Raw genomic sequence first — 12,702 nt, 5'->3', positions numbered from 1 at the left:
ATATGTAATATGATACCATGAAAATAAGCTTTTGTATGCTTTTTTGTGATAGTTACATCTTCTTATTAATATAAATTTTGAAAGGGGATATTAAATGATTAAACATGACGGACACATTCATTCTTATTATTGTCCACACGGCTCATCGGATTCTTTTGCTCAATATTGCGAACAAGCTATCCAAAAAGGCCTAACCGGCATTACATTTACTGAGCACGCTCCCTTGCCAAAGGGCTTTATTGACCCTACCCCAACAATGGATAGTGCAATGGATGAAAGACATTTGACATCATACATAGAAGAGCTCCAAGCCATCAAATCTTATTATAAAAGCAAACTTAATGTTTTAATTGGACTGGAAATAGACTTTGTCGAAGGGTTTGAATTAGAAACGAATCAATTTTTAAATACGTATGGTCCTTTTTTAGATGATAGTATTCTTTCCGTTCATTTTTTAAAGATCGAGGATATCTATTACTGTATGGATTATAGTCCAGACACATTTAAAACATGCTCGGACCTTCTCGGGTCAGTTGACCATGTTTATCAGCTTTATTATGAAACATTAAAAAAATCAGTTCAAACAAACCTAGGAACATTTAAACCCACTCGCATAGGTCATATTACTCTATGTGAAAAATTCCAAAAAAAATACCCTGCGACTAAATCCTATCGCCAGGATATACAGACCATCTTGAGCCTCATTCATCAAATGGGGTATCAACTTGATTATAATGGAGCTGGAACACTTAAACCATTGTGTGGCCTCACTTATCCTCCTGCAGAAATTGCAGAAGCAGCCTCAGAAATGGGCATCCCCTTAGTATATGGTTCAGATGCTCATCAAGTTAAAGGCATGTTTTCTGGTGTGGATATGCTTAGCACAAATCAATCATTAAGCTCACCTTAACAATCAATTTATTTTTAGCATCACCCGATTGGTTCGTGTCGGCTCGATACCGCATAGGCATGAATCAATCCATGATGTCAGATGTTCCACATAGCGATTAATAAAATAGGGTTCAGTCGTTGATAATTGATAAAGCTCTCTTAAATATTGAGGTGAATAATAAGGTAAGGTAATCATGCCTCTCAATTGAATTAAGACAAAATCTATCGGTTGTTTATTAAAGCTTCCTTCTTTCATTCCCCGTCTTAACAGCTGTTCAAAGTCATGCTTTTCCTTCCGTAAATAAGTAGACATTAACTCCCGTACCAATACTGAATCCATCGTCATTTCTCTATGAACCATTCTAGCTAAATGGTAATGGTTTTGTTGATAGCTTAATAAGGACCGGATGACTGATAACAATTGTTCTCTTGTGCTTTTCATACGTGTCTCATCATCTATGTGCATGGCTTCTAGGTACCCTTCAAGGAATTGGGTCATTAGCTGTTCAAACAACCCTTTTTTTCCTCCAAAATAGTATGATACAAGAGCTATATTGACATTTGCTTGCTCGGCAATATGCCGGACTGAAGTTCCATGATAGCCTTGAGTATAAAATAAACGGGCAGCTGCTTCTTTCATCTTGTCACGTGTTGCTTCGCTCATGCACTCTCCCCCTTAGGCAAATAGATTCATTTCCTTCTCCCCCATACCTTTCGATTCTAGAACTCTAATCCCTTTTAAAAACGTTCGACATCTCCTTTAAAACCTTTCTACAATTTTTTCATTTTTAGTAGTCACTTCTTTAAAGGTTCATTCAATTTAACAACTATTTTTTGAAATAATTCTCCTATTACGGTAAACTAACAACAAATTCATAAGTGTTATTGGAGGAGGCCCCTAATGTTTAATCAAAAATGTTATCAAGGAACGCTGGAATCAAACTACCAATTAGTTATAAAGCAACTTAAAGCCTTGTTAAGTGGGGAGAAAGATTTGATTGCCAATTTGTCAAATGCTAGCGCCTTACTTAATCAATTTCTAGAAGATGTCAACTGGGTAGGCTTTTATTTGTATAAAGAAAATGAACTTGTACTTGGCCCCTTTCAAGGATTGCCTGCTTGCGTACGTATACCCGTAGGGAGAGGTGTATGTGGTACAGCTGCTGAAAAGGTACAAACGATGCGCATAGAAGATGTCCAGGCTTTTCCAGGACATATCGCATGTGATGCGGCATCAAGATCTGAAATTGTCATTCCTCTTAAAAAGAACGGAGAATTAATCGGCGTTCTTGATATTGATAGCCCTTCCCTTAACCGCTTTACAAGTGAAGATCAAATCCACCTTGAATCATTTGTACAAGAATTGGAACGCCATATTTAAAGAAAAAAGAAAAAGCCTAAAAACTTTGCTGTGTTTAGGCTTTTTCTTTATACGCATGTAGTTCTTGTTGAGCATACGAACGGTTCTTTCCTAACTTCTTTGCAGCATAAAGTCCATCGTCTGCCATTTTCAATAGCTCTTTTGAACTCATAGGACAGTCTTCTTTGTGCCAATAAGCAACACCACATGAGATCGTAACATAAGGATTCGTTTCCTCTGCCACCGCTAAAACAATTCGATCTGCGATTTTTTCAGCAGCAAGTAATTCAACCTTTGGTAAATAAACCGCCAATTCTTCTCCTCCCCACCTAGCTGCAACATCCTCATCTCGAATACTCCCTTTCAAAATATTTGCTACCTGTACAATAATTTCATCACCCGTTTGATGACCATAATTGTCATTTACTTGTTTGAAATTATCAATATCAAATAAAAGGTAAGCACCATATCCATCATTTTCTAATGATTCATAGATGATTTGATCAAGATAATTTCTCGAATAGAGGTTGGTTAAGTGGTCAGTTATCACAAGCTTTTCTAATCTTTCATGCAACATTGCATTCGTAAAAGCTAAAGTGGAATGACGCACGAGTGATTGAAGTAACTTAAAGCTATCATAACTAAAGCGATACGCCTTTGAATGAAGAACAATCACAGCTCCTTTTAGTACACCACTTTGTATCATTGGGACCGCAAGAAGTGTACGATACTTTGGGTGATTAAATAGTTGATGATTTTGGGAATCACCAATAAATTGAGGTTCTCTATTATGTTTCATCTCTATAAATAGTTGGTCTAAGCCGGTTAATAGGGAAGTTGATTCAAATGCAGGTGTACTTCCTTTCATAACCTTGATGTCACCACCGGATTCAAATAAGACAAAACCGACTTGTTCAGCTCCAAATGAGACCACAATTTGCTTGGTCATAAAGCTAATTGTATCTTTTAATCTTAAATGAGTATTTAATTGATGGGTTGTTTGATTAATAAGCTGTAAATCATGATTTAGATTCCGCGATTGCTGATAGAGTTCAGCATTCTCTAAAGCATTTCCACCTGTGTCAGCTAACATATTTATAAATTCAATTTCGTACTTCAAAAGTGGCTTATCCATCTGGACTTCTAATTCAACAACTCCATAGACCGCTTGCTTTCCACGTAACGGAGCAAATATATTTATATTTCTCCCCGCTCGCTCAACTTGCAATTCACCTTTTAAATAAGCATGTTCCGCAAAGCGATTACTATTTTCAATCCCGTACATAAGTGGCTTAATGGATAAGTCCTGATCGACTTTCCATTCATGTGTTAAATATAAATGAACCGTTCCATTTGGGAAAATTTGATTGAGAGCAGTGACAATTTGTTTCAGTACTTCCCTAATATCCATTGACCCGTGACATTTCTTTGTTACTTGCAATAGCAGATCTCGTTTTATTCCTATACTATTTGCTCTATCGCGTTCATATCCTTGAGCAAATAATGATTCGAAATGGTCTAATGATAGGTTCTTATTCATAAAAGATTTTGCAGCCCCTGCATTCAAAAACGTATGAATGATCAATCCAAAACATTTGTCATTTTGATAAAGAGGTATACATAGGTTCCATTTTGGCTTAGTAGAAATGAGGTTACCTTCTATGCAGAAATACCTTTGTTCATCATCTACTTTCTGTATATGCTGCTCGATTAACTCTTGTGGCACTTGACCTGGAACCTCATCATCATTCGTTTGAATAAGATGAAAATAATCATGAAGTTTCTCATACAATGCTACCGTCTCTATCTGTTCCGATCTTCCTACCTTTTGTGCTAGTGTTTGATATGAAGAAGCGAGTTCCAAAAATTCTATTTTGTAATTTGCCCCGACTAACCATTCTTCAATTTCCATTTTCATCCCAAACGCATTTTTACCCTGAGTTTTACTCATTTACTTATACACCACCACATATATGAATACTTCACTTCGCTTAGCTTTATTAATAGTACGAATAGCAATGATCCAGTCTTATTTGTGTTCTAGAGCACAAGTTGAATAGGATAAAATGATCAGTTTAGACATTTTTTCATATCTCACATAGGTATTTGTTACTGTTATTATAAATCAACTAATATAACATTACTATAATTTACCACTATTTTTTCCCGAAAACTTTCCGACAATTTACTCACGATCTCTTTATTACTTTCTATAAGACTAAGCTTGACTTGCTCAGGCATAAAAGTTATACTGATCTTTGTGTGAAATACGACAGCCTAGGTAAGCTTAGTATGTAAGATCATTTTGTTCCTCGGTATGCGGCTGCAAACTTGAGGTGTATCGCGTAACTTCTAGCTGTCGAAGCGAAGATACATGAAGGCAAAATGACCATATTAAGGGATTACCCATCGGTTGTTATTTTGCAACATCAAAATAACAAGGAGGAGTCTTATTATGGCTCGTTACACAGGTCCATCTTGGAAATTATCTCGTCGTTTAGGAATCTCTCTAAGCGGTACTGGTAAAGAATTATCAAAGCGTCCGTATGCTCCAGGTCAACACGGTCCAAACCAACGTAAAAAATTATCGGAATACGGTCTTCAACTTCAAGAGAAGCAAAAGCTTCGTCACATGTTTGGTGTGAATGAGCGTCAATTCCGTCGTATTTTTGATGATGCTGGCAAAATGCCTGGTATCCACGGTGAAAATTTCATGATTCTTTTAGAATCACGTCTTGATAACCTAGTTTACCGTATGGGTCTTGCTCGTACTCGTCGTGCTGCTCGTCAATTAGTTAACCATGGTCACATCGTTGTTGATGGAGGTCGTGTAGACATTCCTTCATACCGCGTGAAGCCTGGTCAAACAATTGCTGTTCGTGAAAAATCACGTGATCTAAGTGCGATCAAAGAAGCTCTTGAAGCTACTGACTTCGTACCAGCATACGTTACTTTCGATGCTGAAAAGCTTGAAGGTACATTCAGCCGCCAACCTGAGCGTTCTGAACTTCCAGCTGAAATCACTGAAGCTCTTATCGTTGAGTTCTACTCTCGTTAATAGTAGTGATAAAAAGAATCTGGCTTATGCCAGGTTCTTTTTTTTGCATAAAAAAGAAGAGCAAATCAATGCTCTTCTTTTTACCATTAGTTCATAATGATTTTAGCAAATTTACGTTTTCCTACTTGAACAATGAGTCCGTTCTCCATCTTAACTTGAGCTTGAACATCTTCTACTTTTTCTTCATTAAGCTTAACCCCGCCATTTTGAACCATGCGACGCGCCTCACCTTTTGAGGACATCATCTTCAACTCAACAAGAAGGTCAACCACCCATACTTCACTCTCACCTGTCCACTCAACTTCAGGAAGATCTGTTGGCAATGAACGTTTTTGGAAAACGGTTTGGAAATAGGTCTTAGCTTCCTCCGCTGCTTCTTTTCCATGATACATTTCAACAAATTTAGCTCCAAGGTCCATTTTGGCGTCTCTTGGATGGATTGTCCCTTCCTTAATTCCTGCTTCTAAGGCGTCGATCTCGTCCATAGGCAAGTCCGTTGCAAGCTTGTAATATTTGATCATTAATTCATCCGGTATCGACATTGATTTTCCGAATATTTCATTCGGTGACTCATCAATCCCAATATAGTTATTTAGTGACTTAGACATTTTTCTTTCCCCATCTAAACCCTCTATTAAAGGCAGGGTGATCGCAACTTGCTTTTCTTTTCCGTATGCTTCTTGCAACGTACGGCCCATTAATAGATTGAACTTCTGATCGGTTCCACCTACCTCTATATCTGACTCTAGAGCTACAGAATCATAACCTTGCATTAATGGGTAGAAAAATTCGTGAATTGAAATGGGTTGACCTGATTTATAACGCTTTTCAAAATCGTCTCGCTCAAGCATTCTAGCTACCGTCATATTTGCGGATAGTCCAATGACATCTTCAAAGGATAAAGCTTTTAACCATTCTGAGTTATAGTAAATTTTAGCTTTATCCATATCAAGAATCTTGCCGTATTGTTCTACATACGTCTGGGCATTTCTTTTTACATCTTCATCTGATAACTGCTTTCTAGTTTCAGATTTACCAGTTGGATCTCCAATACGTCCGGTAAAATCTCCAATTAACATTTGGATTTCATGACCAAGCTCTTGGAATTGACGAAGTTTGTGAAGAGGAACTGTGTGACCCAAATGAACATCTGGTGCCGATGGGTCCATTCCTAATTTAATTTTTAGTGGCTTACCTGAGAGAATCGATTTCTCAATTTTCTTTTTAAATTCATGTTCAGGTGTGATTTCTACCACACCTCGCTTTAAAATATCGAGTTGGCGTTCGACCTCTTGCGATTGTTCTGCTGTTAATTTCGCTTCTTCACTCATCTTATTTCCTCCTTTTATAAAAGCCAGTCTTTACCTATAGTCACCTGTTTATTGAATTTTGGGCAATAAAAAAAACTCCTCCCAAAAAAGGGACGAGGTTCTCGCGGTACCACCCTTGTTGAAGCTATATCATTATAGACTCCCACTCAACATGATAACGGAATGACCGTTCTTGTTAGACAAGAAATGCTCCAGGCTGTAATTCGCATACTATCCCTTTACTGATTTTCACCTACCATCAGCTCTCTAAAAAAGTAAATAGCACCTACTTCGACCCTTCAAAGCTAACTTAAATATACTGTTCTCTTTTTACCACATTTTTATTTTTGTTGTCAATGACTAAGCTGGGGATTATATGTAAAAACATATCATCAATTGTCAACCTATGCTATAATATGGCTGTTATTCTTGCTTTAGATTGGACTATTTTACACACTTTTTCTAAAAATCAAAAGCCAAACTAGTCATTTATTTAGAAATTTTAGGAGGTATGCTATGAAGAGTTTTTATTCTCAACTGGTTGATAAATTGAGATTTTTCTCAGAAAAGCTACATGAAAAACAAATCTTTCGTAAGATAGGCATTACATATCAAGTATTTTGGAACTTATTCCTTATCGTTATAATTGTTGGATTAATGTCTATCTTCTTTATTGGAGGAACCGCGGCTGGTTATTTTGCATCTCTAGTTAAAGATGAGCCATTACGATCTCAAGATTCTATGGTAGCTGATATTTATAACTACGAAGAATCCAGTCAAATCTTTTTTGCAGATGATACGTATATAGGAGAACTTCCAACAGAACTTGAGCGCCATCAAGTTTCGTTAGATGAAATGTCTGACCACGTAAAGAATGCTGTTATTGCAACAGAAGATGAACATTTCTATGAACACGAAGGGATCGTCCCTAAAGCCATTATGCGTGCCACGTTCCAAGAGGTGGCAAACTCCTCTGTCCAAACGGGAGGTAGTACCTTAACTCAACAATTAATTAAACAACAAATTTTAACAAGTGAAGTGTCATTTGACCGGAAGGCAACGGAGATTCTTCTTGCTATGCGTCTTGAACATTTCCTTGAAAAAGAGGAGATCCTTGAAGCCTACCTTAATGTGGTCCCATTTGGACGAAATGCTTCAGGTAGACAGATTGCTGGAGTTCAAGCTGCCGCACAAGGAATTTTTGGAGTCGATGCAAAAGACTTATCCATTCCACAAGCTGCTTTTATAGCTGGTTTACCCCAAAGTCCATTCGGTTACACTCCTTTTACAGGAAGTGGTGAAGTAAAAGATAGTCTAGAAGCAGGCCTTAGACGTATGGATACCGTATTACGGAGAATGTATGAAGGCGGTTTTATTAATGAGAAGGAATATCAGGAAGCACTTACGTATGATATTCGTGAAAATCTTACAAATCGAACACCGTCACCTATTGACGATTATCCTTATTTAACGTTTGAAGTGATGGATAGAGCAGAGAAGATTCTTTTAGAGCAATTAGTAGAAGATAATAAGGAAAAATTAAGTGAGCTTGAAGGTGAGGAACGAGCTGCACTGTTCAGCGAGCTTGAGGCAGAGGCAAGAGCAGATCTAAGAAGAAGCGGTTATCGTATTCATACGACTATCGATAAAGATATCTATATCGCGATGCAAGAATCTGTTAATGATCCTTCCTTATTTGGTCCAATTAAAGGAGAGGATCAAGAAGAAGTTGGAGCTGTCTTAATTGAAAACCACACTGGTGCAATTAAAGGCTTTGTAGGCGGGCGTGACGAAGGTAAAATGGAAAATCATTACAATTACGCTACACAAGCTACAAGGCCTAATGGCTCAACAATGAAACCCCTGTTAGCATATGGGCCCGCTTTAGAGATTGGCGTCATCCAACCTGGTATTGTTGTTCCTGATACTCCGGCTACGTATAGTGGTGGTACACCCTATTCAAACTTTGATAACGGTTATGCAGGATTAATTTCAGTCCGTGAATCGTTAGCTCGCTCCAGAAATGTGCCGGCTGTACGTTCTTTTCAACGTGTACCACATGAACGCCTTCGTGAAACAATGATTAATTTAGGATTTACACCTAGTGATGAAGCACAACCTTACGAATCAGCTGCTCTCGGTGGTGCTTTTGACGTAACAGTTGAACAAAATACAAGTGCCTTTTCCACCTTTGGAAATAATGGTGATCGAGTAGAGCCATTTATGATTGAACGGATTGAAACAGCTTCTGGTGAATTAGTATATGAACATGAAAGAAAAGAGATTAATGTCTTTACACCTCAAACCAATTATTTAAGTATTGATATGATGAGAGATGTACTACGCCCAGGCGGTACAGCAAGTTCCGTGCCAGGACGTCTGAAATTTTCTGCTGATTGGGCTGGCAAAACAGGAACAACAGGCAAGTATCAAGATTCTTGGTTTGTAGCGACGAATCCAAATGTGACATTAGGTGTGTGGATTGGTTATCGTCAAAATCAACAAATTGAGAGAGAAGTAAACGGTTTACGTTATGGTCCACGAACTCAACGAATTTGGTCAAACATTGCAAATGCTGCTTATGATCAAAAACCAGAGCTCCTAGCACCAAGTGAACAGTTTGCTATGCCTGAAGGAATTGTACGCAGATCCGTTTGTAGTATAACAGGACAAGCACCTACCTCTCTTTGTGAGCAAGCTGGCCTTGTAAGATCAGATTTATTTAACGCTAATTTCTTACCAGGATCAGCTGATTCTAATCTGAATAGTGCTCGTTATGTAAGTATTAACGATCAAAACTACCTTGCACTAGACTCTACACCACAAGAATTCACAGATGTAGGTGTTACTGTGCCTGATACAATATTTGGTGTTAGTAATATCGGTGACTACTTGCCAGATTCAATGCAAGGAATAGTACCTGACCGAAATGCACCTAATAACGGACGAGCGCCAGGAGCTGTGAGTGGTGTTTCATTAAACAGCAACTCTCTTACATGGAGTAAGCATCCGGATAATGATATTGTAGGTTATCGTATTTACCGAGCTTCTAATGGAAGTACTAACTTTGAACAAGTAGGACTTGTAAAAGGAAATACTTCTACAAACTATTCAGTTAGCGACGGTTCATATGCTTATTACGTAACAGCTGTCGACACAGCAGGAAGAGAGTCCTCCTCTTCTTCCCAAGCTGAAGGTGCTGATTACTCAGAAGAAATAGAGGAGTCAGAGCCAGAAGAATCTTCTGAGCCAGCTGAAGAAGAAACACCTTCACCAGAAGAAGAAAACAATGAAGAAGAAGAAGAAGCTGAAGATGATAATGACGATGAAGAAAGTGATGAAGACGAAGAGTCACCAGATACAGAAGATACAGAAAGTACCGACGATCCTGAAGACTCTTCAGATGATGAATAATGAAAAAAGCGAAACCCTTAACCGGGTTTCGCTTTTTTCATATAAAAACACCGTTTGCAAGATGCAAACGGTGCTACTCTATTAATCTTCCATTGTTGATAAGTCACCAGTCGGTAAGTCAAGCTCCCATGCCTTTAAGACACGACGCATAATCTTACCACTACGCGTTTTAGGTAAACTAGAACGGAATTCAATTTCTCTTGGTGCAGCATGAGCAGCTAACCCTTTTTTAACAAAGTTGCGAATATCTTCTTGAAGCTCATCGGTCACTTCATATCCCTCACGAAGTGCAACGAAGGCTTTAATGATTTCTCCTCGAACTGGGTCGGGTTTACCAATAACCCCTGCTTCGGCAACAGCTGGATGCTCAACAAGCTTACTTTCGACTTCGAAAGGTCCTACGCGCTCTCCAGATGTCATGATCACATCGTCAATTCGACCTTGGAACCAGAAATAGCCATCTTCATCCATGTAAGCCGAGTCACCAGAAACATACCAGCCATCAATTTCAAAATAGCTCTTATACTTTGGTTCATTGTTCCAAACAGCACGCATCATTGAAGGCCAGCCTTTACGAATTGCTAAGTTACCCATACGATTTGGAGGTAGCTCATTTCCTTGATCATCAATAATAGCGGCTTTCACACCTGGAATCGGTTTACCCATTGAACCAGGACGAATTTCCATAGAGGGGTAGTTACAAATAAGTTGTGCACCCGTCTCAGTCATCCACCATGTATCATGAATACGTAAGTTAAAGACCTTCATTCCCCAACGTACAACCTCCGGATTTAGGGGCTCACCCACACTTAGGATATGGCGAAGTGAAGAGAGATCGTATTTTTTAACAAGTTCATCTCCCGCACTCATAAGCATACGAAACGCTGTAGGTGCACTATACCATACTGATACGTTGTAACGTTGTAATGTGTCGTACCAGTCGGTCGGACTAAATCGTCCGCCACGAACAACATTTGTTACACCTGCAAGCCAAGGCCCGAAGATTCCATATGACGTACCTGTTACCCAACCAGGGTCTGCTGTACACCAGTATACATCGTCATCTTTAAGGTCAAGAACCCATTTAGCCGTTTGATAATGTTGAAGCATTGCATTGTGAACGTGTAGCACACCTTTAGGCTTTCCTGTCGAACCAGAAGTGTAATGAAGAATTAATCCATCTTCACGATCTACCCATTCAATATCCAGCTCTTCGCTTGCTGCGTTTAAACGTGTGAAGAAATTTAGGTAAGGGCCTTCTTCTTTAGCTGACTCATCTACAACTAATACTTTTTCAAGATTAGGTAGATCATCAACTGGTACTCGCTCAAGTAATGCTGGAGTTGTAATAAGAACTCTTGCTTCACTATCTTCAAGACGATCACGTACTGCCCCTTCCATAAAGGCTTCGAATAATGGACCAACAATAGCCCCTACTTTGATTGTTCCAAGAATGGAGAAATAAAGTTCAGGTGAACGAGGCATGAAAATAAAAACTCGATCTCCTTTTTCTACGCCAATATCTCGAAGCACGTTACCCGCTTTATTTGACTGAATTTTCAAATCATTATACGTATACTTTTCGTCTCTGTTTGCATCGCTATAATACAATGCAACATGATCTGCTTTTGTACCTTCTGCGTGACGATCAATCGCTTCATAAGCTAGGTTTAATTGACCTGTCTCACTCCATGAAAATTCTTTTTCAACGGTAGACCAGTCAAAACTTTTTACAGCCTCATCGTAATTTTCTAAGTTAAATAATCCTTTTTCAGATGGAAGCGCTTGCACATTCATTATACATCTTCCTCTCTATATATGTATTTTCAAATCTATTATAATACAGACTGAAAATTTATTCAATTTTAAATTAATAGTCAAGTCGACTTTTGTAAATTACTTACTGAAAGTGGCTCACAATTCTTGAACAATTTTCGCTAATTTCTGTGAACTTACCAACTAAGCTCCTTTATCATGTATAATAAAGGCGAATCTGCATGGCAAAAGGTGGTTACTACAAAATGGATCATCCTAAGACGTATTATTCTATGGAAGTTACTTATTCTGAGGGAACGTTATTACTAGAAGGTCCTATTTCCGCTGAAGAGTTAGCTTCTTATGATTTTCATGAAGACTTAGTTTCTTTTAGACCTTCAACTGAACAAAAAAAAGCTTTAATTGGAATTGCAAAACTTCCGGAAGGCCGGATCAACGTTGTACGAGATGGAAATACAATTGTTGGTTATGTGACGTTTGTATATCCTGATCCGATGGAAAGATGGTCTGAAGGTAAAATGGAAAATCTTATTGAGCTCGGAGCCATTGAAATTGCTCCAAAGTACCGCGGAGCTCAAGTAGGTAAAAACCTCCTTCGTCTCTCCATGAAGGATGATGCAATGGAAGATTACATTGTCATTACAACTGAGTATTATTGGCATTGGGATCTTAAAGGAAGCGGCCTTGATGTATGGGCTTATCGCAAAGTAATGGAGAAAATGATGAATGCCGGTGGGTTAGAATGGTATGCAACAGACGACCCTGAGATCAGCTCTCACCCAGCAAATTGCTTGATGGCTAGAATCGGTAAACGCATTGATACTGATTCGATTCAACAATTCGATCAACTTAGATTCCAAAATCGCTTTATGTACTAATATCTAGCAATTGAC

9 protein-coding genes and 1 other annotated feature are annotated in these 12,702 nt (G+C 38.5%); of the genes, 5 read left to right on the top strand and 4 right to left on the bottom strand.

What is annotated here, in order from left to right; translation table 11 throughout:
• Positions 1–94 precede the first annotated feature (94 nt).
• Positions 95–910 (top strand): histidinol-phosphatase HisJ, encoded by an 816-nt coding sequence (gene hisJ / locus RYX56_RS10255; RefSeq protein ID WP_317121970.1) that lies wholly within the window; start codon positions 95–97, stop codon positions 908–910.
• A gap of 3 nt (positions 911–913) precedes the next feature.
• Here the strand turns inward: hisJ and refZ are convergent, their stop codons facing one another.
• A complete protein-coding gene (refZ, locus tag RYX56_RS10250; RefSeq protein WP_317121969.1) occupies positions 914–1,555 on the bottom strand; it encodes a forespore capture DNA-binding protein RefZ in 642 nt (213 codons plus the stop codon).
• 237 nt (positions 1,556–1,792) lie between these two features.
• Between refZ and RYX56_RS10245 the strand changes: the two genes are divergently transcribed.
• Complete coding sequence (locus tag RYX56_RS10245; protein WP_317121968.1) at positions 1,793–2,272, top strand: free L-methionine (R)-S-oxide reductase MsrC; 480 nt, start codon at positions 1,793–1,795, stop codon at positions 2,270–2,272.
• Between the two features lie 34 nt (positions 2,273–2,306).
• On the opposite strand, the gene RYX56_RS10240 is transcribed toward RYX56_RS10245, so the two are convergent.
• Positions 2,307–4,202 (bottom strand): sensor domain-containing diguanylate cyclase, encoded by a 1,896-nt coding sequence (locus RYX56_RS10240; RefSeq protein WP_317121967.1) that lies wholly within the window; start codon positions 4,200–4,202, stop codon positions 2,307–2,309.
• 504 nt (positions 4,203–4,706) lie between these two features.
• Between RYX56_RS10240 and rpsD the strand changes: the two genes are divergently transcribed.
• Positions 4,707–5,309 (top strand): 30S ribosomal protein S4, encoded by a 603-nt coding sequence (gene rpsD / locus RYX56_RS10235; RefSeq protein WP_047973103.1) that lies wholly within the window; start codon positions 4,707–4,709, stop codon positions 5,307–5,309.
• 86 nt (positions 5,310–5,395) lie between these two features.
• Here the strand turns inward: rpsD and tyrS are convergent, their stop codons facing one another.
• Positions 5,396–6,640 (bottom strand): tyrosine--tRNA ligase, encoded by a 1,245-nt coding sequence (gene tyrS / locus RYX56_RS10230; protein WP_317121966.1) that lies wholly within the window; start codon positions 6,638–6,640, stop codon positions 5,396–5,398.
• A gap of 85 nt (positions 6,641–6,725) precedes the next feature.
• Positions 6,726–6,931, bottom strand: a binding site (T-box leader).
• Positions 6,932–7,135: 204 nt separating this feature from the next.
• On the opposite strand from tyrS, the gene RYX56_RS10225 reads away from it, so the two are divergent.
• On the top strand, positions 7,136–10,033 hold the full coding sequence (locus RYX56_RS10225) for a transglycosylase domain-containing protein (protein WP_317121965.1): 2,898 nt from the start codon (positions 7,136–7,138) through the stop codon (positions 10,031–10,033).
• Positions 10,034–10,114: 81 nt separating this feature from the next.
• Here the strand turns inward: RYX56_RS10225 and acsA are convergent, their stop codons facing one another.
• Complete coding sequence (gene acsA, locus RYX56_RS10220) at positions 10,115–11,830, bottom strand: acetate--CoA ligase (RefSeq protein ID WP_317121964.1); 1,716 nt, start codon at positions 11,828–11,830, stop codon at positions 10,115–10,117.
• A gap of 224 nt (positions 11,831–12,054) precedes the next feature.
• Here acsA and RYX56_RS10215 point away from each other — a divergent pair, with 224 nt between their 5' ends.
• Positions 12,055–12,687 carry a GNAT family N-acetyltransferase gene (locus RYX56_RS10215; protein WP_317122373.1) on the top strand — a complete coding sequence of 211 codons (633 nt, stop codon included), beginning with the start codon at positions 12,055–12,057 and terminating at the stop codon, positions 12,685–12,687.
• Positions 12,688–12,702: the final 15 nt, after the last annotated feature.

It is taken from the genome of Alkalihalophilus lindianensis, from assembly GCF_032843265.1.
Lineage (GTDB): Bacteria > Bacillota > Bacilli > Bacillales > Bacillaceae_D > Alkalihalophilus > Alkalihalophilus lindianensis.
Note: the sequence above shows the minus strand (reverse complement) of the source record. Positions and strands in the feature narration are given on the sequence as shown.